Annotated in this window: 22 protein-coding genes; 12 read left to right on the top strand and 10 right to left on the bottom strand. The window is 45.7% G+C overall.

Annotation, left to right across the window (positions count from 1 at the left end):
- Nucleotides 1-121 precede the first annotated feature (121 nt).
- From rpsG to NC994_RS02640, 4 genes are all read right to left on the bottom strand, one after another.
- Nucleotides 122-592, bottom strand: coding sequence for a 30S ribosomal protein S7 (gene rpsG, locus NC994_RS02655; protein ID WP_190415409.1), 471 nt, complete (start codon nt 590-592; stop codon nt 122-124).
- Nucleotides 593-980: 388 nt separating this feature from the next.
- The gene (locus NC994_RS02650) at nt 981-1,127 is read right to left on the bottom strand and encodes a hypothetical protein (protein ID WP_190415411.1); all 147 of its coding nucleotides are present in this window, start codon (nt 1,125-1,127) and stop codon (nt 981-983) included.
- An 18-nt stretch (nt 1,128-1,145) separates the two neighbouring features.
- A complete protein-coding gene (gene rpsL, locus NC994_RS02645) occupies nt 1,146-1,523 on the bottom strand; it encodes a 30S ribosomal protein S12 (protein ID WP_190415413.1) in 378 nt (125 codons plus the stop codon).
- A gap of 98 nt (nt 1,524-1,621) precedes the next feature.
- Nucleotides 1,622-2,002 carry an iron-sulfur cluster assembly accessory protein gene (locus NC994_RS02640; protein WP_347275865.1) on the bottom strand — a complete coding sequence of 127 codons (381 nt, stop codon included), beginning with the start codon at nt 2,000-2,002 and terminating at the stop codon, nt 1,622-1,624.
- Nucleotides 2,003-2,267: 265 nt separating this feature from the next.
- On the opposite strand from NC994_RS02640, the gene NC994_RS02635 reads away from it, so the two are divergent.
- The 7 genes from NC994_RS02635 (at nt 2,268) to nblS (ending at nt 13,673) form a co-directional block, all read left to right on the top strand.
- Nucleotides 2,268-2,723 carry a CAAD domain-containing protein gene (locus NC994_RS02635; protein ID WP_190441034.1) on the top strand — a complete coding sequence of 152 codons (456 nt, stop codon included), beginning with the start codon at nt 2,268-2,270 and terminating at the stop codon, nt 2,721-2,723.
- Between the two features lie 93 nt (nt 2,724-2,816).
- Nucleotides 2,817-3,338: a 2-amino-4-hydroxy-6-hydroxymethyldihydropteridine diphosphokinase gene (gene folK, locus NC994_RS02630; RefSeq protein ID WP_190441031.1), complete on the top strand. Its 522-nt coding sequence runs from the start codon at nt 2,817-2,819 to the stop codon at nt 3,336-3,338.
- 6 nt (nt 3,339-3,344) lie between these two features.
- Nucleotides 3,345-3,893, top strand: a complete 549-nt coding sequence (locus tag NC994_RS02625) for an NUDIX hydrolase (protein WP_190441028.1) — start codon at nt 3,345-3,347, stop codon at nt 3,891-3,893.
- 389 nt (nt 3,894-4,282) lie between these two features.
- The gene (locus NC994_RS02620; RefSeq protein ID WP_190441025.1) at nt 4,283-5,734 is read left to right on the top strand and encodes a deoxyribodipyrimidine photo-lyase; all 1,452 of its coding nucleotides are present in this window, start codon (nt 4,283-4,285) and stop codon (nt 5,732-5,734) included.
- 122 nt (nt 5,735-5,856) lie between these two features.
- On the top strand, nt 5,857-9,810 hold the full coding sequence (locus NC994_RS02615) for a DUF2157 domain-containing protein (RefSeq protein ID WP_190441022.1): 3,954 nt from the start codon (nt 5,857-5,859) through the stop codon (nt 9,808-9,810).
- 276 nt (nt 9,811-10,086) lie between these two features.
- Entirely contained in the window at nt 10,087-11,361 is a 1,275-nt protein-coding gene (gene purD / locus NC994_RS02610; protein WP_190441018.1) for a phosphoribosylamine--glycine ligase, read from the top strand.
- Between the two features lie 287 nt (nt 11,362-11,648).
- Nucleotides 11,649-13,673, top strand: coding sequence for a two-component system sensor histidine kinase NblS (nblS, locus tag NC994_RS02605; RefSeq protein ID WP_190415723.1), 2,025 nt, complete (start codon nt 11,649-11,651; stop codon nt 13,671-13,673).
- 1 nt (nt 13,674) lies between these two features.
- On the opposite strand, the gene NC994_RS02600 is transcribed toward nblS, so the two are convergent.
- Nucleotides 13,675-14,043, bottom strand: a complete 369-nt coding sequence (locus NC994_RS02600; protein ID WP_190441015.1) for a zinc ribbon domain-containing protein — start codon at nt 14,041-14,043, stop codon at nt 13,675-13,677.
- A 73-nt stretch (nt 14,044-14,116) separates the two neighbouring features.
- Nucleotides 14,117-14,425, bottom strand: a complete 309-nt coding sequence (locus NC994_RS02595) for a TIGR03792 family protein (protein ID WP_190441012.1) — start codon at nt 14,423-14,425, stop codon at nt 14,117-14,119.
- Nucleotides 14,426-14,642: 217 nt separating this feature from the next.
- Here NC994_RS02595 and NC994_RS02590 point away from each other — a divergent pair, with 217 nt between their 5' ends.
- From NC994_RS02590 to NC994_RS02570, 5 genes are all read left to right on the top strand, one after another.
- On the top strand, nt 14,643-14,966 hold the full coding sequence (locus tag NC994_RS02590) for a phasin family protein (protein ID WP_190415431.1): 324 nt from the start codon (nt 14,643-14,645) through the stop codon (nt 14,964-14,966).
- 135 nt (nt 14,967-15,101) lie between these two features.
- A complete protein-coding gene (locus NC994_RS02585; RefSeq protein ID WP_190441009.1) occupies nt 15,102-15,665 on the top strand; it encodes an FKBP-type peptidyl-prolyl cis-trans isomerase in 564 nt (187 codons plus the stop codon).
- A 227-nt stretch (nt 15,666-15,892) separates the two neighbouring features.
- The gene (locus tag NC994_RS02580) at nt 15,893-17,584 is read left to right on the top strand and encodes an iron uptake porin (protein ID WP_199299812.1); all 1,692 of its coding nucleotides are present in this window, start codon (nt 15,893-15,895) and stop codon (nt 17,582-17,584) included.
- 232 nt (nt 17,585-17,816) lie between these two features.
- Complete coding sequence (locus tag NC994_RS02575) at nt 17,817-19,286, top strand: ABC transporter substrate-binding protein/permease (protein WP_190441007.1); 1,470 nt, start codon at nt 17,817-17,819, stop codon at nt 19,284-19,286.
- Complete coding sequence (locus NC994_RS02570; protein ID WP_190441005.1) at nt 19,252-20,001, top strand: amino acid ABC transporter ATP-binding protein; 750 nt, start codon at nt 19,252-19,254, stop codon at nt 19,999-20,001. Before NC994_RS02575 ends, NC994_RS02570 begins: the two co-directional genes overlap by 35 nt.
- Before the next feature lie 293 nt (nt 20,002-20,294).
- Here the strand turns inward: NC994_RS02570 and NC994_RS02565 are convergent, their stop codons facing one another.
- The 4 genes from NC994_RS02565 to NC994_RS02550 all read right to left on the bottom strand — a co-directional run bounded on the left by NC994_RS02565 (nt 20,295) and on the right by NC994_RS02550 (nt 25,207).
- Entirely contained in the window at nt 20,295-21,914 is a 1,620-nt protein-coding gene (locus NC994_RS02565) for an adenylate/guanylate cyclase domain-containing protein (protein ID WP_190441003.1), read from the bottom strand.
- A 76-nt stretch (nt 21,915-21,990) separates the two neighbouring features.
- On the bottom strand, nt 21,991-22,335 hold the full coding sequence (locus NC994_RS02560; RefSeq protein ID WP_190440992.1) for a hypothetical protein: 345 nt from the start codon (nt 22,333-22,335) through the stop codon (nt 21,991-21,993).
- 40 nt (nt 22,336-22,375) lie between these two features.
- A complete protein-coding gene (locus NC994_RS02555; protein ID WP_190441295.1) occupies nt 22,376-22,960 on the bottom strand; it encodes a DUF6272 family protein in 585 nt (194 codons plus the stop codon).
- 306 nt (nt 22,961-23,266) lie between these two features.
- On the bottom strand, nt 23,267-25,207 hold the full coding sequence (locus NC994_RS02550) for a PAS domain S-box protein (RefSeq protein ID WP_190440990.1): 1,941 nt from the start codon (nt 25,205-25,207) through the stop codon (nt 23,267-23,269).
- Between the last annotated feature and the right edge of the window lie 204 nt (nt 25,208-25,411).

Raw genomic sequence — 25,411 nt, 5'->3', positions numbered from 1 at the left:
TAGCTAGTAATGTGCTATGCGTTCTATCTCGTTTAAAATTGTATACTTTATTTAAGATTTTCAGCTCGTACAGACGCGAGCAAAACAGTCGCAATAACCGATCTCGCGTCTGTAGTAGTGCTTAGTATCGATAGTGGGCGAACGCCTTATTCGCTTCAGCCATTCGGTGAGTTTCTTCGCGTTTGCGAATCGCATTCCCTGTCTCATTAGCGGCATCAAGCAGCTCATTTGCGAGCTTCCCAGCCATTGTGCGGCCTGGGCGAGAACGAGCAAACTGAATTAGCCAACGCAGCGCTAGCGCAGTTCCACGGTCAGGGCGGACTTCCATTGGCACCTGGTAGGTGGCACCACCCACTCGACGAGCCTTGACTTCCACCAAAGGGGTCGCATTCCGAACTGCTTTCTCAAAAGTCTCTAGGGGATCTGCTCCAATCCGTTCTTCGATGGTTTTTAGCGCATCATAGATAATCCCAGTCGCAATAGATTTCTTGCCACTATGCATAATCCGCCGCACCATCATACTGACAAGACGGCTGTTATACATCGAATCAGGGGGAACAGGACGCTTTTTAACAACGGTACGACGAGACATACTAAGCCTTCAATGAATAAAATACAGAATTTTTACGATCCCTCCCAATGTTCGTGCCTGAGATGGGATTTTTTTCAACAAGTCTTTGCGGGTTCTTGAGAGCCGCCTTCTACTAAGGTAGAGATTTCGCCCGACTGTGAAACTCTTCCCTACCTACATTGAGGACATTGAGGTTTTCCCTAAATGCCAGCAACGGTTGTCTCCCTGGCGCATTAATTTCCCAATTTTTTGGTTTGAGGAACTGAAGCAACCTTCTACGGATTTGGATACATCCTACTGGATTCGCATACACTCGCTTTAACGGGTGCTTATCTACGTGTTTACAACATCTCTGATGCGTCTTCCCGCACGGAATCCAGTAAAAACATCCTCAATTCAACTCTACCACCTATACCGGGGGTTCATCGGCATCCGCTCGTAAGCGGATATCTTCACACATTTCCTGTGCAATTGGCACGAGATTTGGGAGCTTTCGAGCCGTATGAGCGTTTTGTCTTTTCTGCAAAACGGAAGCCATCAATTGTGACTGTACCAATGCAGATAGGCACTCCGCTTACTTTGCCTTGGGACGTTTTGTACCGTACTTAGAACGACCCTGACGGCGATCCTTAACCCCGGCGGTATCTAAGGTTCCGCGAATAATATGGTAACGGACTCCGGGCAAGTCCTTAACCCGTCCCCCCCGAATCATCACAACCGAGTGTTCTTGCAAATTGTGACCGATGCCAGGAATATATGCCGTTACTTCAAAACCTGAAGTCAAACGGACTCTTGCCACTTTCCGCAGGGCTGAGTTTGGCTTTTTAGGCGTCGTTGTATATACTCTGGTGCAGACACCACGACGTTGGGGGCAGCTTTTTAGGGCTGGTGACTTAGTTTTCTTCTGTGTACTTAGGCGCTCGTTACGAATGAGCTGCTGGATTGTGGGCATGAGTTACTGGGGTTACTGAATCCTTGCTAGTTCCAAATGCAGACAAATTCTGAGTGTATCATCTGTCAGGGGTTCTGTCAATTTAAAGGAGCTGGAGATTAAGCTTCTGGGGTGGCAGAGTCGGCAAGCGGCTCATTAATAGAGAAAGAATTACCGCAACCACAACTTTCTTTAGCGTTTGGGTTGTGGAAGCGAAACCCGCCACCCATGAGATCCTCTGAGTAATCTAAGGTGAGACCATTGAGGTAGGCTAGGCTTTGAGCATCAACCAATACTCTAATGCCATTGCATTCATACAGTCTATCGTCCGGCTTCACAGCTTCATCAAAGCTGAAAGTATAGGAAATGCCAGAACAACCACCTGATTGAACTGCTAGACGAAATAATAGAGCGTTGGCGTTTTGACGCTTGGATTGCAAACGCTTTATTTCACTAGCTGCTGCTTGAGTGAGATCGATAGTGGACTGAGTGAGTTTCACAGAGCTTTCTATAGAGTGCTGAACCAATGCTACAGCCGGTTGCGGGAAAGCTTGTCAATTTTTAAAGGAGAAAATCGAGCGTTCGGTGTTCCAGCTTGGTAGTTTTGCTACTTGTACCTCAGGATGCTTGATTTTTATCACCCCAATAGATAATAACTTGGTAGCAGAGTCTGTTCTTCACTTTTTGATTAGAAAAAGCAGAACTAGAAGAAACACTCCCATAACCAACCAAGACATCAAGTTGTTGTCATTCCCAAAAATTGATATGAATCCTGAAACTCCCTCTTCTGAAAGTAGGCTCGAATCTGAAAATCCTTCAGTAGAAGTCAATGTACAAAACGTAGAAGCAACACCTTCGGAGTTACAAGTGTCGTCTACTCAAGCCTATACTGGGCAAGTGCAGCAGGTGTGGGCACAAATCGCTAGGTTTTTAGAAAAGATGCCAAGTTATGCGGGCAACTTTTTTTCCTCCTACCAGCGATCGCTCGTTACCCTTGGACTACTCTTAGCAGTGTTAGTCACATTAAGAATAACAGTAGCTTTGCTGGCGGCGATTCATAGCTTGCCGTTGATAGCGCCAACCCTACAGCTCATTGGCATTGGATATACGGCTTGGTTTGTTTATCGTTACCTACTTACTGCTGAAAGCCGCAAAGAACTATCTCAAGACTTCCAGACCTTAAAACAGCAAGTTTTGGGCAGAGGAGCTTCAAACAGCTAAGAGTCCTAATCTTCGATTCGACTGAGTTTGTTTAGCCTGTGTAGGCAGGCTAAGTTTCTTTATAGCCGCACCTGAAGGGGTCAGGCTGGAATCATGACATACGCAAAAGCTGCGTTAGCAAAGGGTGGGCGAAGCGCAGTTGCTCTTGGTAGCAACCTCGGCGACTCCCGCGCCACTCTAGAGGCTGCTCTAGAAACGCTGAACCGAACTCCTGGAATTACTCTGCAAGCCCAGTCTAGTTGGTATCAAACGAAGGCTGTAGGGCCACCTCAACCAGATTATTTGAATGGATGTGCCCTGCTGCACGTTCAGATGAAGCCTCAGCAATTGTTAGAGACCCTGTTGGCAATTGAAGATCGCTTTGGTCGCGTCCGTCATGAGAACTGGGGGGCGAGAACACTTGACCTTGATTTATTGCTCTTTGATGATGTGATTTTGGACACTCAGGGTGGGGAGGTTCCGCCTCTCCAGTTGCCTCACCCTCGGATGAGAGAAAGAGCGTTTGTGCTGGTGCCTTTAGCGGAAATTGCACCAGATTGGCTCGATCCAGTTTCTGGATGTGCGATCGCGCAACTCGTTCAGGCTGTAGACTGTTCAGAAGTCCGTCGTTTGTAGTTTCCTATGGCACTGGGTCAAGAACCCCCTGAAGTCCTCAAACAACGCTTGTTCTACCAGGGGCGTAAATTTAATTTTGAAGTCAGCCGTCTGCGCCTCCCGAACCAAGTAGAAGGAGACTGGGAATGCATTCGGCATCCTGGTGGTGCGCTTGCTGTTCCTGTAACCTCAGAAGGGAAGTTGATCCTATTGAGGCAGTATCGTTTTGCTGTACAGGGGCGTCTTTTGGAGTTCCCGGCTGGAACGATAGAACCGAATGAAGCTCCAGAGGAGACTATTAAGCGCGAAATTGAAGAAGAAACCGGATATCGCGCTCACAAATGGCAAAATTTAGGTAAGTTTTCCCTTGCTCCCGGTTATTCAGATGAATTTATTTACGCTTTTTTAGCGCAAGATTTAGAACGTTTGGAGATACCTCCCAGTCAAGATGTTGACGAAGATATTGAAACGATTTTGATGACTCCCCAGGAATTAGAGCAAGCAATTCTGGCGGGTGAACCAGTAGATGCTAAATCGATTTCTAGTTTTTTCTTAGCTCGTCCTTTTTTACAATAGTTCGTTAGGTTAAAGTCTGCGACTACACAAAATTAGCCAGTTTAAGTTGGCTAATTTTTTATATTTTAATAGCCAGATATAAGATTATTTCAATTCTCAATTAGGTGCGATACATCAGTAGGGACATGGCATTGCTATGTCTCTATTGAGCATTAGAACTGCAATATATTCCACCCACCTGAGAAACGCTATATAGGAATCTTGTTTGATTTGTAAGATACCAGCGGTTCAGATCCGCGACTTCTTTAAAGTCGCGGATCTCGCCTTCACGAATCATTGAGGATTGTTATAGCCGTTTAGTTTGCAGTCACTCGCAGGAGTGATACACACGCTGTTGTCACCTTTTAAACTGTCAAACATAAGCAAGTTATTTGAAAAGCAAGGATTGAATGTCTGACCTGATTTTGTTTTGGCACCGCCGCGATTTACGCATTTCGGACAATTTAGGATTAGCTGCTGCACGGCAGCAAAGTCCAAAGGTGGTAGGGGTTTTCTGCTTAGATCCGAATATTTTGAACAGGGATGATGTGGCACCAGCCAGAGTGACTTATATGATTGGCAGTTTGCAGTCACTCCAAGAACGCTACGCGAAGGCTGGTAGCCAGTTGTTGATCCTTCATGAAAATCCGACTCAAGCCATCCCAGCTTTGGCGGCGGCGCTGAATGCGAAGGCTGTATTTTGGAATTGGGATGTCGAGCCTTATTCAAAAGAGCGCGATCGCGCTATCAGCGAAGTCCTGAAAGAAAAGGGTATTTTTGTCCAAAATCACTGGGATCAGCTATTACACGCACCAGAGGAGATTCGCTCAGGTTCTAATCAGCCGTACACGGTTTATACTCCGTTCTGGAGAAATTGGAGTAGTAAACCCAAGGCTAAACCCGCAGCAGAACTCCACAATGCCGAGGGACTCTCACCAGAAGAACAGGAGAAAGCGCAACAAGCTGGTGCGCGTGAACTGCCTACGGCTCAGGATTTAGGATTTATTTGGGAAAATAAACTGGTGAGTGCGCCAGGAGAGAAGGCGGCGCAAGAAAAACTGGCAGCTTTTTGCGATCAAGCGATCGCAGAATATAAAGAACAACGGAATTTTCCAGCAGTTAGCGGCACCTCTCAACTCAGCGCCGCTTTGAAATTTGGCGTAATCGGCATTCGCACCGTTTGGGATGCCACGCTAAAGGTGTTAGAACACAGCCGCAGCGATGAAGAAGACACCCATATCCGCACATGGCAACAAGAACTAGCATGGCGAGAATTCTATCAACACGCGATGTATTGGTTCCCAGAATTAGCCGAGGGTGCCTTCCGGGAAACGCTCAAAAATTTCCCTTATGACAACCATCCAGAACATTTCCAAGCTTGGTGCGAGGGGAGAACCGGCTACCCGATTGTCGATGCAGCAATGCGCCAGATGAATCAAACAGCCTGGATGCACAACCGCTGTCGGATGATTGTTGCCAGTTTTCTCACTAAAGACTTGCTGATCGATCCGCGCTTGGGGGAAAAATACTTCATGCAAAAGCTTTATGACTGGGATCTTTCGGCGAATAATGGCGGCTGGCAGTGGAGTGCTTCTAGCGGGATGGACCCCAAACCAGTCCGAATTTTTAACCCAGCTTCTCAATCGCAGAAATTCGATCCAGACGGGGAATATATCCGGAAATGGGTGCCAGAACTCAGGTCTGTAAATACAGAATATCTCGTCAGTGGGAAGATACCGGCGAATGAACGCGATCGCTGTAATTATCCCGCTCCGATTGTGGAACACCAGCTACAGCAACGTCTGTTTAAACAGCGCTATCAGCAGCAAAAAGAAGCACTAGGGGACAAAGATAAAGAGTAAGAGTCTGGTGGACAGTGCCCGCCGGACAAGCGTGCTTTCAATACCCTAAAGTGTCACAATAACCACAGCCAATCCTTCAATCAAGAAGATGATTTGAGTATTCATCTTTAGGGTGGCTGCCGATGTCATCTTCACATGACCGCTCCATCAACATTAAAGTAACGATTAGCAATTCGCAGCCTCAGTTATTGGAAGGACTAGATGTTTGGCTGCGCTTGGGTTTGATTTCTGAGGCTCAGGTTAGCGATTTAAGTCAAAAATACTTGGTTTGTGCGTTGCCACCCGCTGCGGTAACGCCCAAACCAACGCCTGAAGTAACGCCTCAAATTACGATATCTTCTGATTCGCAGTTACTACCAGGTGCTGCTGGTAAGAATGCTTCTCGCCAACATCCCAAAGCGATCCCAGGGATATGGCAGTCGCTGATGGCAGAACTCAGCGTCCGGTGGCTGCTGTTTTTGGGAGTGTTCATGGTGGTGGTGTCCTCCGGGGTGCTAGCCGCCACTCAATGGGAAAGATTTCCTGCTGCTGGGCAGTATGGGGTTTTATTAGCGTATACCTTGATTTTTTGGCGGGTAAGCGCTTGGGCGAATCGCCAACCCAGTTTGCAATTGACGGCGCAGACGTTGCAAATTGTCACCCTACTGTTAATGCCCGTGAATTTCTGGGCAATGGATAGCTTTGGGTTGTGGCAGAATCCCGTCAATCTGATAGTAGTTGCGATCGCATCCGTTGTCCTGACGGGGATTACTTTCCAAGTATTGAAAAATTGGCGATTGGCGACTTCTGGACGGCTGAAACTACTAGAAGCGTTATCAGCATTGAATATCCTGGGACTCAGTTACCTGCATTGGGGCTGGAATTTGTCAGGCTTTCCAGTCATCGCCATTTATCTGGGAATGGTGGGAACGTCCCTCCTCGCGTTCTATCAAGTTCGTCACCGACAGCCTGCGGGGACTATCGAAAAAAAGGGAATCGGGATTGAGTTGCCAGCCGGGGTAGTGATTTATGCCTTGGTGGTGCTGCTGGTACGAGCAATTTTTATTGTCCAAGTACCTGTAACGCAGTTGGGGTTAGCCCTTGGTATCTGTGGCTGGCTGGTGGTGTGGTTATCGCAACAGCAACCGGAAACATCCACCGAATCACTCCCATTGCCGTGGGAGAAAGTTGGCGGTAGTTTGTTGTGCCTCGGTTGGCTGGTTTCGGTAGGAACAACGGTTCCCTGGCAAGCAACAGCGGTTAGCGGATTGGGTTTGTGGTTTTTCTTCAGCCGATTGCAGCGTTTTTGGCTACAGGTTGATCTGGCAGCATTTTTAGGGATTGGCTTACAGACGATTTGGCTGGTTTGGCGGTTAGTTCCTGCTTCCGTGCAAGAATGGGCGATCGCAACTGGCACTCAACTGACGGGTTCGGAAACAGTTCCTTGGGCTTTGCTGAGCCTGGTTTTATTTCCCTACATTATTTTTATCGTCGGGGTAAGCGATTGGCTGCATCGAGCTTCTAAGACCGATTTAGCCACTTTTGGCGAACAACTGGCACTCACTTTTGGGGCGGTGCTGAGTTTAATTAGTTTACTAAATCCCACATTGCGATCGCTCAATCTGTTGTTTTCGACTGTGACACTGGCAATTGTGACACAGCGCCGACTTCCCACTAGGGTCAGTCTGGTGTATTCCACTCACTTGGTGGGGTTGCTGACGCTATTCTCTACAATTGACCGCTTTTTTCCCAATCTGCCCCAAGAAGTTTGGGCAAGCATTTTGTTGGCGGTGATGGTTGCCGAATGGACGCTTCACGTCCTCCTACCCTCCTCAGCACTTCTGTGGAAGCAAAGTGCTTGGCACATCGGTTTAGGGCTGGCGGGACTCAGTTATCAATTATTGTTAGCAAATGTTTCCTTATTCGGGGACGATGCCTTTAGCCGTCAGCAGTGGGCAATTTTCTGGCTAATTACACCTTTGGCATTAACCGGAGTTGCCAGTCAAACTGCTGGAAAGCAACGCACATTGGCGAGTTGGTTGAGTGTCGCCAGTTTGGGAATGCTACAAATTCTCACATTCGTGCTACCTGGAGGTAGATTCATTAGCTTAGGAATGGCAACTGGGCTGATGTTGGTGAATACGCGCTATTTGCGGCATCTGGCAGCAGCCGTCATTACAGTCGGGTTTAGCCTGAGTTTTCTCGGTGTGCTGCTGGGGGATGGCGTGCCTGGAGTGCCGCCCCTTTCGGTACCGGGTTGGTTTTTAGCCGGAGCGATCGCGCTGGTGGGTTTATGGCTTGCCAGAACCTGGCTGATGCGTCGTCATGGGACGTTAGCGGCACTTTATGCACAAGCGGTTGAGAGTTGGGCGATCGCGTTATGTATTTTTGAGCTGTTGATGCTAACGTTGCATTCGCTTTTTCTCTACCAAGGGGTTGTTTCTCCAAGTGGGGAATATTTACTTGCGGTTACGTTGACAATTGGGGCGATCGCTTATCGCAGTTGGCAACAGTCGAATCATTGGGCATTTTATGGACTGGGTTGGGGTTTAGAACTGTTGACAGCCGAGACGCTGGGCTTCTTGGAACACTCGGTGATGAATTTAGCGATCGCAAATATCGTCTTAGGTTTAAGCACGCAGCTTTTGGGAGAAGCATGGCGGCGGCGATCGCAAATCGAAAGTGTTCCGAACAGGTGGCATATCCTGCCGCTACTATACGGCGTGTTGGGGGCACTTCTGCGGTGGGATACTTTTACCAGTTGGACGGGATTGTGTACGCTTGCGATCGCGTTCATTGCGATTGGAGTTGGCAGACGACGGCAGGAACTTAAACCCATCCTCTATTTGGGACTTCTGGGAGTATCCATTTCTGCCTACGAACTTTTGTTCTATCAACTTTTACAAGCATCAGGTGGAGCTTTGGGCGATGGGTTCATTGTCATGTCCGCCCTCGGCACCAGCATCATGTATGCCTATCGCCTGCTATTCCCCTGGCTTCTAAATTACTTACACCTTACTGCTGAAAAACTGAAAGTAATTGCCCATCTTCATTGGGCTTGGAGCAGTTGCTTACTCATCGCGGCGATTGGTAATCCCATTGCAGCTAGCCGAATTCTCGGATTAGGAACTGGCTTGTTTTTAATCCGATACGCGATTTTTCAAGGTCGCAGATTTCCCCTTTCTTCCCTCCCAAAAAACAGGGAAAGTTCCCAACTCCCTTTAAAGACAGAGGAAAATTCAGCACCTTCCTTATTCAGTGAAAACTGGAGGATTACCATTGCAGAAGTCTGGGTTTACCTAGGTTTATTAGAAGTAGGTGTCATCAGAATATTTTGGCTTTATACAGCCATTGAGCAGTTCTGGGCTGGGCCATTAGTTCCCTGGAAAGCCCCGATTTCTTGTGTTTGGGCTTATTTTCTGTATATTTTGCCTTGGGAGAAGTGGGGATGGCCTAAAAGACCTTGGCTGCACGCGGCATATATTCTGCCACTGGTGATGATTTGGGAAACCAGAGTAGAAATTCACCCGATTAGCTTGCTCATAACAGCGGCATTTTATATCTTTATTGCCAAATTATCCAATCAAATTCGCTTTACTTATATCAGCCTAGCACTGATTAATTGGGCACTTTTTCGGTGGTTTTTGGAATTACAATTTTTCGATTACTTGTGGTACGTTATGCCGATTGGCTTATCCTGGCTGTATATTGCCCAAGTCGACTCTGGGCTGACGCTACCAAATCGCAAACAGACTCGCCACCTATTTCGTTGCGTAGGCGCTGGGGTAATTTGTGGAGCGGCATTTTTGCTACACCAAGAAACTGGATTGATACCGGGAATTTTGAGTATTTTATTCATTTTTGCTGGATTGGCTTTCCGAGTCCGGGCATTTCTCTACGTTGGTACCGCCACTTTTTTACTGACTGCTTTTTATCAGTTAGTGATTTTTGTTTTCCGTTACTCCTTTTTCAAGTGGGTGATCGGGTTGATAGTCGGTATCAGTTTTATCTCGATTGCCGCTAATTTTGAAACTCGACGCGATCGCTTTATCACTTTGGTTCGGCACTGGTTGTCGGAATTGGAACAATGGCAATAATTTCCACTGGTTCAATCCCAAAATGATTAAATTTAGCCCTGCTTTGCTCCCATCCATCAGGTATCTCTTGGCTAACTTAGACATTTGGTAATTGCGTGGCATAATGAAGTATTTGCTTGCCTTATACGATTTGCCCTGTAAATTTACTTGGTTTCAGATGTGAAATCGTCCCTGAGGATAAGCTGCTGGATTGAGGCGCTGCCCTTAGTCAGGGTGGGCGTAAAGCCTGCAATTTAGCAAGATTCAAGAAAACAAAAACAGGAGCGCGAGGCGAACGTGAAGGTTTTGGTTGTTGGCAATGGGGCACGCGAACACGCCCTGGTATGGAAACTGCTGCAATCTCAACGCATTCGGCAGATAGTCTGTGTTCCTGGAAACGGCGGCACAGCTTCTCTGGATCGTTGTCAGAATCTCCCTTTAAGTGTTGATGATTTTGAGGGAATAGCACGATTTGCTCAAGTGAATAACATCTCGCTGGTGGTCGTCGGGCCTGAAGCCCCCCTGGCTTTGGGGATCGCAGATTACTTGCAACGCCAAAATCTCAAGGTGTTTGGTCCCACCAAAGCGGGAGCGCAAATTGAGGCGAGTAAGTCTTGGGCAAAGGATTTGATGCGGGAAGCGGGTATCCCAACCGCCAACTCAGAGGTGTTTACAGAGCCAGAAGCTGCAAAAGCTTATGTAGCAGCGCAAGGGGCACCGATTGTTGTTAAAGCCGATGGTTTGGCAGCGGGTAAGGGTGTTACGGTAGCGGCAACGGTGGAAGAGGCATACTCTGCGATCGCAGATTTATTCTCCAGTCGAGTCAAGACTGTAGTAATTGAAGAATATTTAGCGGGTCAGGAAGTCTCGGTTTTGGCGCTGTCGGATGGCTTGACCGTTCGCCAGTTGTTACCGGCTCAAGATCACAAACGCATCGGTGAGGGCGATACAGGGGCAAATACGGGCGGAATGGGAGCCTATTGTCCTGCTCCCATCCTGACACCTGCCCTGAGTGCGCGAGTTCAGAAAGAAATTCTGGAGCCGACTGTTGCCGCTTTAAAAGAGAGGGGCATCGACTACCGGGGTGTCCTTTATGCTGGATTAATGATTACCCCCCAAGGCGATCCGAAAGTTTTGGAATTTAACTGTCGCTTTGGCGATCCGGAAACACAGGCGATCTTGCCTTTACTCGAAACCCCTCTAGAAGACTTACTGGTTGCCTGCGTCGGACAGAAACTTGCCCAACAGCCTCCGATTGCCTGGAAATCAGGCGCTTCCGCCTGTGTCGTTGTAGCGGCGGGGGGTTATCCCGAAAGCTATAAAAAAGGTCACGTCATTACCGGCATTGAGCAAGCCGAGGCAGCAGGAGCAAATGTGTTCCATGCAGGCACTCAGAAGAAGCAGCAACAAGTGGTGACAGAAGGCGGTCGGGTGTTGGGAGTCACCGCCATTGGAGAGGATTTTGATGCAGCGATCGCTCAAGCATACACGGCGATTAATTGCATTGAGTTTGAGGGGATGTACTACCGACGGGATATTGGTTATCGCGTCCGCACGGCAGGGAAACTTTAGCGTTTAACGTCATGTGCAACTGCAATCCAATCGCTCCTCGTTTCCAAAGCTCTGTAGCCTAAGCTAGAGAGTTTTGGAAAGTTGCACATCACGTAAATCTTTAAATTTCTTCAAAATCTTAGTCAAGCTGCATCCAAAGATACATGAGAGTTCCAGGGGGAACTTGAGAAAATAGAAGTGGATAAATATAATTGAGAAACGTTCAAAAATCCACCTATCCCTGGGAAGAATCCTCTACAATTTTTGATAAATCTCTAATTTTTACCATTTTTAGTGGCAAATTTACCTTGCTGGCTCTATTAAAAACCCTTCGAGAAGTTATTGCCCATTGGTGGTCTGAGTTTACTCTCCAGACGCGCCTGATGGCGGCTGCTACCTTAGTCGTCTCCTTGGTGATGAGCGGTCTGACCTTCTGGGCAGTGAATACAATTCAGCAGGATGCTCGGCTGAATGATACTCGCTTCGGGCGCGACCTGGGTTTGTTGTTGGCGGCGAATGTCGCGCCTCAGATTGCTGAAAAGAATCTGACGGAGGTGGCACGTTTTTCTCACCGCTTCTACAGCAGCACCTCCAGCGTGCGCTATATGCTCTACGCCGACGAAACTGGCAAAATCTATTTTGGAATTCCTTTCTCTGAGTCCGAGGTACAAAACTCGCTGACAATTCAGCGTCGGATTCAATTGCCAGAGGATTACGCTGATAATTCCGACTTACCAATGGTGCGTCAGCACCTAAGTCCGGATGGGGAAGTTACGGATGTCTTTGTTCCCCTGTCGCACGATGGCAAAAATTTAGGGGTTTTGGCAATTGGGATTAACGCCAATCCAACCGTGGTGGCGTCGTCCCATCTGACACGAGATGTCACGATTGCGGTATTTATTTCCATTTGGGTGATGGTGATTTTGGGGGCTGTTTTTAATGCCTTAACCATTACTCAGCCAATTAAAGAACTTCTCGTTGGGGTTAAAAATATTGCCGCTGGCAACTTCAAGCAACGAGTTGACCTGCCACTCGGAGGAGAACTGGGCGAACTGATTTACAGTTTCAACGAGATGGCAGAACGGCTGGAGAGTTATGAAGAGCAAAATATCGAGGAACTGACAGCAGAGAAAGCCAAGCTAGAGACGTTGGTTTCTACGATTGCTGATGGAGCGGTGCTGATAGACACCAACTTTCAGGTGATCTTAGTCAACCCGACAGCGCGACGAATTTTCGGGTGGGATGGCGTTGATGTGGTGGGATCTAATGCTCTGCATTGCTTGCCTTCTCCAGTAAACTTGGAGCTAGCGCGACCCCTGCATCAAATTGTTGCTGGCGAATGCGAAGGGGCAGAGTTTCGGGTGACGCTATTCCAACCGGCGAACCGCACCGTCCGCATTCTCCTAACGACCGTCCTCGACCAGTACCGGGAAACCATCAAGGGAATTGCGATGACGGTACAGGATATTACTCGTGAGGTAGAGCTGAACGAGGCGAAAAGTCATTTTATTAGCAATGTTTCCCACGAATTGAGAACGCCGCTTTTTAACATCAAGTCGTTTATTGAAACGCTCCACGAATACGGCGAAGATTTGACAGAAGAGGAACGTCGGGAATTTTTAGACACTGCGAATCGAGAAACAGACCGCCTGACTCGCCTGGTAAATGACGTTTTGGATTTATCTAGGCTTGAGTCGCACAAGCGCTATCACTTTGAGCCTGTAGATATTGCCCAACCTGTGGAGCAAACGCTGCGGACTTACCAGCTAAACGCCCGCGATAAAGGAATTGAACTCATCCAAGAGATTGAACCGAATTTGCCAGCAGTCTGGGGCAACTATGATTTGTTGCTCCAGGTGTTTGCTAATCTGGTCGGTAATGGACTGAAGTTTACTGAGACAGGCGGACGGGTGGCAATTCGCGCCTATTTGCTGGAGTCGAGGGATGAGCGGAGTCAAGGCGGAGTCTTCCCTTCCGGCGCAGAGGAACGCGGGAAAATTCCTGCAACGAACAATCCCAAATTAGTGCGGATTGAAATTTCTGATACGGGAATCGGCATCGATACAGAAGACCAAGAGGCAATCTTCGATCGTTTTTTCCGAGTAGAAAACCGAGTTCACACCCTTGAAGGAACAGGTTTGGGTTTGTCAATTGTTAGAAATATCATTGAGAAGCATCACACCAGGGTTCACTTGGTTAGCGAGGTCGGCGTCGGTACAACTTTCTGGTTTGACTTGACGGTTTTTCAAGAAGCAGCACCCGTTGAGGAGTTGCCTCTAAAAGAAGCAAAAGAAGCTTCAGGAACCAGTTCGGTTACGGCGAAGGTTGTCTAAATTATTTGCTTGCATAGAAAGCGATCGCTAAACTTACCACAATGAGACCGAATAGCAGCAGCAAAGGCTGGTTTCGCTGACACCAAAGTTGAAGCGAGTGACGCCAGCCGAGACTGTAGTGAGTGGCAGTCATCGGGTGAGATTCTTGAGAGCGATCGCTATACATCGTACATTCCTTAGCGTAAGGACGCTTGGAAAAGGTACAGGTATCATCTTCGTGGTAAGTGCAGGTGTCGCACAGAAATTCCTCCCCCGTTGCTCGATGTAGGGGAATGCCAGGATGACCGTAGGCTTTTAGCTCGGTTCGGCAATAAGGACAGGTCGTTACCTGGGCATTGACGGGTTGATGGCACTTTGGACAGTTCGGCATGGATAGCAGCACGGTAATTCTAGGTTTCTATCCAGTCAGCAAGTCGCAATCTAAAAAGACCTCTAGATCCAGTTTAAGCTTGGGGAAACTTTCGGATTTGATATTCTGCTAACTGAACGATGGGAAAAGCCTCTCCCATCGCTTGGACAAACTGCCGCTCGATTTCTTCCAGGCTTTCTAGCTCAACAGACTTCCACTGTTCCCGCGTCGCCCACCGAATGACTAAAATGACCTCTGTTGGCTCGTTTGGGTTGAGCCAGACTTCTTTACCCAAAAAACCCGGACATCTGGCGAGGAAAGCCGTCCAGATTTCGCCATCCTTCTGAATGTATTTTTCCCGCAGTTCGGGAGCGACTCTTACCTGAAGCCACTCAATTACCATGAGCTGGAGTATAAGCTGCTTTGAAGCTGTAAATAGACTCTTCAATCATCCATCAGAGCGATTGATTTTGCCACGAGCAAAGTCTGGAAGATGAGCGGCAGTTGTTGAGAGAATGTCACAAAATAGAACTGTAGGCGAAAAATCGGTAAGATTTTAGCACCGCTTTATGATACGTGTTTAGCCGCTCAAAGTCGCGGCGGAGTGACAGGAAGGGAAAATGGATAATAACAACTGGCTTAAGCAGCTACTAATGATGGGTGTGGGGACTACGTCTTTGGTAGCCGACAAAATCCGCGAAGTGAGCGATGAATGGGTCAAGGAAGGCAAAATCAACCCCGAGCAAGCTAAGGGGATGGTAGATGATTTGATGCAGCAGCTCAAGTCAGATCAGGGGAACTTGGAGATCCAGATGCAACGGCAAATGCGGAATATGTTGCAGGATCTGGGGGTTCCTCGCCAGTCGGAAATGGATGAATTGCGGGGACGCATTGACCGGCTCGAACGTCAGGTGCGTGATATGGAAAATAAGCTCTGGCGGTAAGTAAAGCTGATAGGATTGAAAATCTAGTGGGACAATCAATTTTGGATTTTGGATGGGGAATTTTGGATTAAATCGAAAATTCTCTCAATCTAAAATCTAAAGTTTTGAGGTCTTAGAGGTACGGAGAACGGATGAATGAGAGAAATTCTAATCAGCGTTGGGGTAATGTTTACCTGTGTAGTACTCTTGATTTTTGCTCAAGTTACGAGCAGCAATCAAGGAGATGCAAAAGCAGCTGAACTAACCAAAACTGAAACCGCAGTTGTTGCAAAAACTCCCAGTAACGATCCTAGTGCTGATATTACAAGGCTTATAACGATGAATACCAACCCAGGAAGTGATGAAACTGCCAGTGGCGAAGTGAAGACAACGCCTTCTGGTCTTAAGTACACTGAGTTAAAGGAAGGCGAGGGGGCAACTCCTAAAACAGGCCAAAGGGTGGTAGTGCATTACACCGGCACTCTAAAGGATGGCACGAAGTTTGATAGTTCGCGCGATCGCAATTCTCCCTTCGAGTTCAAACTCGGCGTTGGACAAGTCATCAAAGGCTGGGACGAAGGACTCAGCACCATGAAAGTCGGCGGACGCCGCCAGTTAATTATCCCTCCTGAATTGGGATATGGCTCTCGTGGTGCGGGTGGAGTCATTCCTCCCAACGCCACTCTAATTTTCGACGTAGAATTGTTGGACATTAGATAACTAAATCCTCAGTTTTTAGAACCCCGATTTCTCCAAGAAATCGGGGTTGTTTTTCGCATAATCAACAAGAGTATATGTTGAACTTCTTCTTGGTAGGAGAATATACAATTACTTGCTAGGCAAAAATGTAGTATTTAAACAACATCCAGCGTAAATTCAGCGAGCACGATCGGCATTTACGTGACAAAATTCATTAGGAATGCCAAAAAGTGTGAGGAGAGACCGTCTTGAAACTGTTTGGTGCCCCTCTAAAATTTTGCCTCGCGGTGCTAGTTAACGCTTTAGCGATCGCTAGCATTGCCCAAGCAGCAGAATTTCCAACTGTGTCAGAGGAAACCCATCCCTTTGCCCAGGATACTGACGCTCTAGTTGGGGCAGATACCGTTTCTCAGGGAACTGAAGAGACTGATGCGATGGATCGAGTCAGCAACGTGTCGCAGTTGCGAGATGTAGAACCGACGGATTGGGCGTATGAAGCCCTGCGATCGCTTGTTGAACGTTATGGCTGTATTGCAGGATATCCGGATGGCACCTTTCGTGGCAATCGGGCGCTGAGTCGTTATGAATTTGCGGCTGGGATAAATACCTGCTTGCAGCAAATTGAGAAATTGATTGCTGCTAGTTCAGCAGATTTTGTCACCAAAGACGATTTAGGAACCTTACAACGGCTGATTGATGAATTTGGAACGGAACTGACGGCGCTGCGGGGTCGAGTGGATACTTTGGAAGCTCGAACAACCCAACTGGAAGCTCACCAATTTTCTACAACCACTAAATTAGGCGGTGAAATTATCACCTATGCAGGCGATGCTTTTGGTGAGAATGCTAGCGATGTAAATAACGCTACTCTCGGTCATCGGACTCGCATTGATTTTAACACTAGCTTCACTGGAAAAGACCGCTTAAGGACTCGTTTTCAAATCACTAATTTGAGGCAGTTTGACACTGGGGCAACATTTGGTGGCGGGCCAGATCCAGGCTTAACAGGTGAAACTCGGTTTACTCCCAGTAGCGTATCTCAAAATAACGAAGCCAGAATTAGCCAGTTAGAGTATCGCTTTCCAGTCGGAGACAAACTCAAAATTTATATTGAAGCGGGTTCAATCGATCCGTCGTATGTAACAGATACAATTGCTCCTTTTATCGACACCTCTACGGGTGCTATTTCTAATTTTGGTCAAGTCAATCCTGTGTATTTTCCCTTGGGAAATCGAGCTGGGATTGCAGCAAATTATGCCCTTAGCGAAGCCCTCAGTTTAGATGTTGGTTACTTTGGTGAAGACGCCCCTAACGGTCCTAGTAACCCAGGCAGAGATTCAGGTATATTTAATGGTGGTTACAGTGCTTTTGCCCAGTTGGTTTATAGTGGCGATCGCTTGAAACTTGGCTTGCTTTACCTAAACTCTTTTTCTCAAGCTTTTGGTGTCGATACTCTCGCAGGTAGCAACGCTGCCAAAGTCATCGATCTCACCGATCCTGATGGCAATCCTGTGGTCGGTAATGGTTACGGCGCACAAGTTAATTACCGATTTAGTCCCCGCTTTGAACTCGGTGGGTGGGTGGGCTACACTGCCGCCCGCGCTCTTGGTAATATCAAGGGGGATGCAGATGTCTGGAATTATGCGCTAACGCTGGCTTTCCCTGATTTGGGCAAAAAGGGAAATTTAGGTGGCATTGTGTTAGGGATGCAACCAAAGTTAACAGGGACTAGCAATCGTGCTTTAGCAGAGGCGATTGGTTTACCTCCCGGACAAAGAAGCGATCGCGATACCGGATATCACATCGAAGCTTTCTACAAATATCAATTAACCGAAAATATTTCGATTACTCCTGGTTTCTTTTGGCTAACAGCACCTAACCATGATGAGCGAAATCCCGATGCTGTGATTGGTGTGGTGAGAACGAGTTTCGTCTTTTAAAATCAAACAAACCTAACCTGCTGACTTTCTCCTCTTAGGAGAGGGTTAGAGGGAGGTGAAGAGGGTTTAGAGTAAGGTTAACAAACCTATGTTTTTTTATGAGCTTATTTATCATAAAAATTTTGAAAATGTAACTTTATGTAAGCAAAATATCATCCTTAAGATAGTAGAAATGGTCTTGTGGTTTGAGTGTTAAATATTCATACATCAAGACATTAAGGACTTACTAGCCATGCCAAAAAGGAAATGGCTTTTTGCCATCCTATTTTCTATTGCATTATCGATAAGTTTACTTTTTGGGGGTTGGGGAAGCGATCGCGTATTAGCCCAATCACCTCCCTATCAAGGTAAAAAATTTGTGATGGTCACGTCAGCGGACTATCCACCTTATGAATTTCGAGATACGGCTAGCGGTAGCGCTGATATTGTAGGTTTCGACGTAGACATTGCCAACTATATTGCCAAAGAGCTAGGGTTTCAACTTGATATTAAAGATACAGATTTTAGTGGCATAATTCCGGCTGTGCAATCCGGTCGGGCTGACTTTGCGATGGCTGGGATGACACCGACAGCAGAACGGAGAAAAAATGTTGATTTTTCCGATATTTACTATGAAGCTAAAAATACAATTGTCGCTAGAAAAGGTAGTAACCTAACGACACCTGAAAGTTTAGCTGGAAAAAAAGTCGGCGTTCAATTGGGTTCTACTCAAGAAAAAGCTGCTAAAGAAATAAAGGGCGCGAATCTGGTAGCCCTTAATAAGACTGGTGAAATTATCCAAGAAGTTAAATCAAATCGTATCGACGCTGCAATTATTGAAGATACCATCGCTAAAGGTTTTATTGCCAATAACCCAGATTTAGAATTTAATACGGTTCCGAATACTGGGGAAGCAGGGAGTGCGATCGCTTTCGCCAAAGGTTCGCCTCTAGTCAATGATTTCAACCGCGTTCTGGCAGAAATGAAACAGAACGGTGAAATAGAAAGGTTGGTGACAAAGTGGTTTGAAAATAATGGAAAAACTGAAATTCCCGCCAGCAGTTCCAGCTTGGCTTTTGCTAAGATAACGCCTCGGATTCCTTTTATTCTAAAAGGAATATTAGTAACTCTCCAATTCACTGCTATCTCAGCAATTTTGGGCTTTATTTGGGGGACAATCCTCTCTTTATTTAAGATTTCTACCTTTAAACCACTGGTTTGGTTTGCAACAGCCTACACCTCTATCTTTCGAGGAACGCCGCTACTATTGCAAATCGCTTTAGTTTATTACGCAACGCCTCAGTTGATTGGCTACAATATTCCGGCATTATTAGCCGGTGTCATTACCTTTACTCTCAACTCAGGCGCTTACATTTCTGAAACAATTCGCGGCGGTATTCTTGCCGTTGATAAAGGTCAACAGGAAGCTGCTTTGTCTTTAGGAGTTCCCTATAGACCGATGATGCTGGATATTATCTTGCCACAGGCGATAAAAAATATTTTGCCAGCATTAGTAAATGAGAGTATTGCACTACTCAAAGACTCAGCATTAGTCTCTACAATTGGGGTAACTGACTTGTTACGCCGTGCCCAAATTGTGGGTGCAGAACAATATATTTACTTTGAACCTTTGCTATTTGCAGGTGCAATTTACTATTTAATGGTCATGAGTTTAACATGGGGGGGTTATGTACTCGAACGAAGATTACAACGCAGCAGTTAAGGTTGAAGATTTGCATAAATCTTTTGGAAATCTGAAGGTTTTGCAAGGAATTTCGACTGAGATTAGACACGGGGAAGTTGTGGCAGTGATTGGCCCTTCGGGTTCTGGTAAGTCCACTTTCTTGAGGTGCATGAATTTACTGGAAGTGCCAACTTCGGGTAAGATTTATATACAAGGAGCAGACATCACCTCACGAAAAACCGACATTATGAAAGTTCGGCAAAATGTCGGCATGGTGTTTCAACATTTCCATTTATTTCCTCACAAAACCGTCCTTTCTAATGTGACGTATGCACCTAAAAAGGTAAAGGGCATTTCTTCGGAAGAGGCGCGGCGAGAAGGAATGGAACTGCTGAATAAAGTAGGTTTATCAGAAAAGGCTGATGTTTATCCTTCTAAGTTGTCAGGGGGACAGAAACAGCGAGTTGCGATCGCGCGTTCCTTGGCAATGAAGCCAGATATCATGTTGTTTGACGAACCGACCTCGGCACTCGACCCGGAAATGGTGAAAGAGGTGCTAGAGGTGATGAAAGACCTCACCAAAACTGGTATCACAATGGCAATTGTCACCCATGAAATGGGGTTCGCGCGAGAAGTTGCCGACCGCATTTTGTTTCTTGATAGTGGAAAACTGGCTGAAGATTCACCGCCTAGTAAGTTCTTTACAAATCCAGACTGCGATCGCGCTAAGCAATTCTTGGATAAGATCTTGTAAGAGATAATCGTTAGAGGCTGCATTCTTTCTGTATACACTTGGGCTAATCTACCACGCTCCTCAGAAATTTAGGCAGCCTCATCCGCTCATTTGAGTAATAAACCAGTTAGTTTTTAAGCAATTGTTGTAGTTTTTGCCGTAGTTTTGCTGTTGTTTCTACTGTCTCTTCATCTCTTACCCCCTTATTTACCCAAAGTTGATTGAAAAACTTTTGTATTTTTATATAGATAAGTAAATTAAATTACAAATACTAGTCTTGATAATATATTTCTAACTAAATACTTCTGCTTCGATTACTCTTCATTTATCCTGAAATTAGTAGATACAAATTGACAGCGCTCTAAATATATCTTAGCAACTTTATCCATCGGGTTATACCATAAACAATCTTGAAAGAGTTGTGCAGCTTCATGAAACTTTTGATTTTTGTAAAATAACAAAGCTTTTTCAAATATTGTTTTTGCGCTTAATTTACCATCTTTTAATTCCGCTAAATCTCCATCGAATACTTCATAAACTGTTACTTCTTCGGATTTACCTTTTATTTTCACCCGATCGATAATGCGGATGAAATAATCAGATGAATTCTGTAACTGCAAAAAAGTTTGATGACTGATTAATAATGACACTCCATACTCTTTCGTCAATCCTTCAATACGGGAGGCTAAGTTGACAGCATCGCTAATGACAGTGCCCTGTAGCCGGTTATTTCCTCCCACCGTACCCAACATCAAAGAACCCGTATTGATGCCAATCCCGATTTGAATTGGATGATAACCAGCTTGGGCGCGATGCTGATTATACTCGGCAAGATTATGTAGCATGGTAATGGCTGCTTTAATCGCATCATCTGCACTGCCGCTAAACAGCGCCATAATCCCATCACCGATATATTTATCAATGAAGCCGTTATTCTCGGTAATAGCAGGCTCCATGCGGCTCAAAAAGGCATTAATAAATTGAAAATTGTCTGACGGCGTCATTTTTTCTGATAGTGCAGTAAAGTCTCGAATATCGGCAAATAACACCGACATTTCCTGCTGCACTTGGTCGCCTAATATGACATCAATAATGCTTTGTTTCTTCAAAAACTGAAGAAATTCACGGGGTACAAACCGTTCGTAAGCGATGTTAAGTTGATAAAGTTGATCGATCAGCTGAATTCGCTCTGCTTCTGCCTTTTTGCGTCGCGTGATATCTTGAAAAGCCGCGATCGCGTAGACAATTTCGCCCTTCTCATCAAAAATTGGCGTTGCCCACACCTCTATCGGGATAATCTTGTCTGCTTGGCGAACCTCCATATCATCAACAGTCGAGCAGGAGCCACTCAACGCCAGCGCTAGGGGCTGTTGGGCATTCGGGTACAACCGATCTGTCCCTGCCACATAAGCTTGATAAAGTTCTGGCAGTTGAGCGGTGGTGTCTTCCGGGACGATGCCCTTGCCGAGAAGCCGCTGTGCCGTATGATTGGCGTAGTAGGGTTTGCCCCTCGCATCAATCACGAAAACACCTACCGGCACGGCTTCTAGAAATTGAGCCAATCTTCTCTCGCTGGCACGTACTGCCTCCTCTGCTTTGTGATGCAACTCAGCTTCCACCCTATCGGAATGTTCCGTAGTCGTCTCCAGCAAAATTTCCAAATCGATCTTATCTCTAGTAACGATTGTCAAAAGAGACTGGAGCGCGGCTTGACTCGCTTGTAGTGCTTCTTCGGTACGCTGGCGTTCGGCAATTTCGGCTTGTAGCTGTTGATTGGACTGATGCAGCTGAGCTTCAACTATATCGGAGTGTTCTGTTGTCGTCTCCAGCAAGATTTCTAAGTCAGCTTTTTTGTTTTTTAAGTCTTCCAATTCCCGTCGCAGATTTGCGATTTCTAAAAACAGCTGTTCCCTTGAGGGTTGTTCTTCTTGCATCGCCTTACGATTTGCACTTCGACGAAAATGAACTTATCTAGTTTTCAGTGCCAGTATCTTAGCCTTGTAGGAGTTTTTATGCCAATTCCAGCTGTAAAGAAGGCATTAGCCGCTGCAAATTTTTCAACGACTTACTTTGCCAGGGGATATTCTTAGAGCCTTGTACAATCATCTGCATACTTTCTTTTTGACGCACATTGATGACAAATTTCGACAGAACATTGATTCCCGAACTATTCAAAAATTCTAGTTCCCGCAAATTCAAGGTAATTTTTGGTGGCTCTGAATCTACTAGCTCGTTAAGTAACTTTACGATTGGTGCATATTCTTCCATTCCGCTAAGTCGAAGCGAACCCTGAAAGATCGCTGTTTCAGTAACCGAGTCGTACCAAATGCTGTAATCTTCGGTCTTAATTTCCATTACGCATCAACTCCTTGCATATTCTGAACAACTCGGTAAGCTATACTGCCAACTGCACCATTGTGGTCACGGCGATCGCTTCCGCCTCCGACTCTTTTTGGATAGTCTCAAACTTCCAACCTAGCTTAGCCTGATAATCGTTCATCATTGTCAAAAAGCCTAGCCCAGATTCGCTCTCGCTCTCGTCTTCTGCATTTTTTTCTAGCTGGCGAAGATAGAACTCGCTCGGATCGCAGGTGGTTAACTCTGTGATAAATGCCTGAAACTTAGCGATCGCGCTTGGATTGATATTGTTCGTACCAAGGAATACCAGGCGATCGTTATGCATTTGCAGCCGAATACTGATAGGTTGCACTGATATGTCATCGTTAAATTTCATCGCATTCTCTAGCAACTCATTAGCGATAAAACTAACAGCACTTTTTATCTCTGCTTTTGGGTCGGTTTCGGTCGTATTTTTATTACCAGGAAAGAAAGTTGCAAAATAGTCAGCCATAAAATCAGCCGATAAACCATTATTGCGCCAGCGTTGCTTTAGGGGGATGGAGGTAGGCGAAAATACAATTGTTAAGCCTTCCTGACTGCTTGGAAGCTCGTCCCTGAAGTCTCCGAATATTTGAATCATATCAATTTGGTAATTGGTAATTTGTAATTGGTAATTGGTCATATTTTGAGTTCTAAGTCTTGAAATATAGTGGTTACTACTCTCGCTTACAATACATTCTGCTACTTGCTTCTTAACCGCCTCTTTGAAAAGCAAGGAAGGGGAATATGGAACTGCTCCCTGGTTTTCGGGCAGCGGCAGAGGTGGGATTAAACTGTACTGCATCCAAACGAGAATTACTATAAATAATTCCTTTTAACTCAACATTCATTACCAATTACGCATTTTTGCTTGAACATCGCGAAGATGATTTGCTTGTACATTGGCTCATTGATTTGCCTCTGTACAGCTAATCGGAATCTCAATGTAGAATTCTGTTCCTTGCCCTAGTTCAGAGATACATCCAAGCTGTCCCCCATGTTTTTCTACTACAATTTGATGACTGATTGAGAGACCCAATCCAGTGCCTTTGCCGACTTGCTTGGTTGTAAACAAAGGTTTAAACAACTGTTGCTTTGCCTCTTCTGAAATCCCAACTCCATTATCTGCAATCCGAATCACAATATGAGAAAAATTAAGTCCCAACCATGAAGGATTAGCCAATCCGTTTTCTATCATTGTTCCTCCCTCTTTTATTTCAGTGCGAATCCAAATGGTAGGTACGGGTTTTTGATTGTTAGTGAAAACTAACCTTTCCGATGCCATTGCTTCTTCTAGCGCATCAATGGCATTGGCAATGATATTCATAAATACTTGATTGAGCTGTCCAGCATAGCACTCTATAAGCGGGAGATTTTCATATTCTTTAATTAGTTTAATTTGTGGGCGATTTCCGTTAGAATTTAGGCGATGCTTCAAAATTAGTAGGGTGCTATCAATCCCATCATGAATATTAAAAAGTGTCTTTTTGGATGTATCGGCACGAGAGAAAGTTCTCAGAGACACGCTAATTTGATGGATACGGTCTATTCCTATTTTCAGAGAAGAAAGTATTTTAGGGAGGTCTTCGGCTAAAAAGTCAATATCAATATCTTGTATTTCTGATTGAATTTCCGGTGCTGGAATTGAAGAGTGGGTTTGGTAAAGTTTTAACAACCTAAGCAAATCGCAGGTGTAGTCGTAGACATAAGTGAGATTGCCAGATAAAAAATTAACTGGATTATTGATTTCGTGGGCAATTCCTGCGACTAATTGACCAAGAGAAGACATTTTTTCACTTTGTATTAATTGAACTTGAGCTTGCTGCAAATCGCGCAGCGATCGCGCTAACTGTTGAGCTTTTTCTCGTTCTCGCGCTTCGCTTGCCCTTAGAGATTGCTCAATCTGCTTGCGCTCAGTGATATCAATAATGGTTCCCTCGTAGTAGAGTAAGGTGCCGTTGGCATCACAAATCGCGCGGGTATTCTCGGAAACCCAGATGATGCTGCCATCTTGTTGATAAATTTGATACTCGAATCCTTTAACTTCACCCTGTTTAGTTAATAAATCTAAAAGGTTCTTGCGGCATTTCGGGTCAACATAAACTTGCTCTTTGATTTCTGGGATGCTATTCATCATCTCCTCAGGAGACTCATAGCCGTAAATTTTTGCTAGTGCCGGATTGACACAAATGTAGTGTCCGTCTAATGTAATCTGGAAAATTCCCTCAATGGCATTTTCAAAGATACTGCGATACCTTGTTTCCGCTTGTTGCAGCGCTTCTGCGGATCGCTTGCGCTCGGTGGTGTCTTGAAAGGCAGCAATCGCATAAGCAATATCGCCCCGGTCATCAAAAATGGGGGACGCCCACACCTCTATGGGAATTATTTTGTCTGTTTGATAAATCTCCGTATCGTCAACGGTTACTTTTTCGCCTCTCAACGCTCGTATAATCGGCAGGCGATCGCTGGGGTACAATTGCTCTGTGCCTGCGAGATAAAGTTGATAAGTCTCTGGCAATTCCTCGACAGTGGCTTCTGACATAATGCCTTTGCCTAAAATTTGCTGTGCCGTCTGATTGGCGTAGTAAGATTTACCGCTAGCATCAACCACGAAGACGCCCACTGGCAGGGCTTCCAGAAATTGCGCCAGCCTGCGATCGCTTTGTTTTCCCGCCTCCACTGCCTTGTCATACAACTGCGCTGCAACCGTATCCGAGTGTTCGGTAGTATTCTCCAGCAAGATTTCCAAGTCAACTTTTTCTCTTTTCAAGTCTTCCAATTCTTGGGACAAGCTTTCTATCTTCAAAAAGAGCTGTTCTGTTAATGATTTTTCTTCCTCAATTGCCATAAATTTTTATCTTTGCCAAAAAATGGATTACCCTAGCAAGGGATATTTTTAGAGTTTTGTATCACTATTTAAATATTCCCTTTCTTAGGGGCTTTTGTAACAAACTTTACAGAACATTTACTTACAAACTGGTTAAAAGTTCTAGCTCCAGCAATTTGAGTTTGAGAGCGGCAGCAAACTCACGAAAGATAAACTGCAAGTTCT

It is taken from the genome of Trichocoleus sp. AS-A1 (assembly GCF_039962015.1).
GTDB lineage: Bacteria > Cyanobacteriota > Cyanobacteriia > Cyanobacteriales > FACHB-T130 > FACHB-T130.
The sequence above is the reverse complement of the archived record's forward strand: the minus strand, read 5'-3'. Positions and strand labels throughout refer to the sequence as shown.

What these genes read in the sequence shown, in the direction of transcription:
- rpsG (WP_190415409.1), bottom strand. Translation starts at nt 592, where the DNA reads ATGTCTCGTCGTACCGTTGTTAAAAAGCGTCCTGTTCCCCCTGATTCG.
- rpsL (WP_190415413.1), bottom strand. Translation starts at nt 1,523, where the DNA reads ATGCCCACAATCCAGCAGCTCATTCGTAACGAGCGCCTAAGTACACAG.
- NC994_RS02635 (WP_190441034.1), top strand. Translation starts at nt 2,268, where the DNA reads ATGAATCCTGAAACTCCCTCTTCTGAAAGTAGGCTCGAATCTGAAAAT.
- folK (WP_190441031.1), top strand. Translation starts at nt 2,817, where the DNA reads ATGACATACGCAAAAGCTGCGTTAGCAAAGGGTGGGCGAAGCGCAGTT.
- NC994_RS02625 (WP_190441028.1), top strand. Translation starts at nt 3,345, where the DNA reads ATGGCACTGGGTCAAGAACCCCCTGAAGTCCTCAAACAACGCTTGTTC.
- NC994_RS02620 (WP_190441025.1), top strand. Translation starts at nt 4,283, where the DNA reads ATGTCTGACCTGATTTTGTTTTGGCACCGCCGCGATTTACGCATTTCG.
- NC994_RS02615 (WP_190441022.1), top strand. Translation starts at nt 5,857, where the DNA reads ATGTCATCTTCACATGACCGCTCCATCAACATTAAAGTAACGATTAGC.
- NC994_RS02600 (WP_190441015.1), bottom strand. Translation starts at nt 14,043, where the DNA reads ATGCCGAACTGTCCAAAGTGCCATCAACCCGTCAATGCCCAGGTAACG.
- NC994_RS02595 (WP_190441012.1), bottom strand. Translation starts at nt 14,425, where the DNA reads ATGGTAATTGAGTGGCTTCAGGTAAGAGTCGCTCCCGAACTGCGGGAA.
- NC994_RS02590 (WP_190415431.1), top strand. Translation starts at nt 14,643, where the DNA reads ATGGATAATAACAACTGGCTTAAGCAGCTACTAATGATGGGTGTGGGG.
- NC994_RS02585 (WP_190441009.1), top strand. Translation starts at nt 15,102, where the DNA reads ATGAGAGAAATTCTAATCAGCGTTGGGGTAATGTTTACCTGTGTAGTA.
- NC994_RS02575 (WP_190441007.1), top strand. Translation starts at nt 17,817, where the DNA reads ATGCCAAAAAGGAAATGGCTTTTTGCCATCCTATTTTCTATTGCATTA.
- NC994_RS02570 (WP_190441005.1), top strand. Translation starts at nt 19,252, where the DNA reads ATGTACTCGAACGAAGATTACAACGCAGCAGTTAAGGTTGAAGATTTG.
- NC994_RS02565 (WP_190441003.1), bottom strand. Translation starts at nt 21,914, where the DNA reads ATGCAAGAAGAACAACCCTCAAGGGAACAGCTGTTTTTAGAAATCGCA.
- NC994_RS02560 (WP_190440992.1), bottom strand. Translation starts at nt 22,335, where the DNA reads ATGGAAATTAAGACCGAAGATTACAGCATTTGGTACGACTCGGTTACT.
- NC994_RS02555 (WP_190441295.1), bottom strand. Translation starts at nt 22,960, where the DNA reads ATGATTCAAATATTCGGAGACTTCAGGGACGAGCTTCCAAGCAGTCAG.
- NC994_RS02550 (WP_190440990.1), bottom strand. Translation starts at nt 25,207, where the DNA reads ATGGCAATTGAGGAAGAAAAATCATTAACAGAACAGCTCTTTTTGAAG.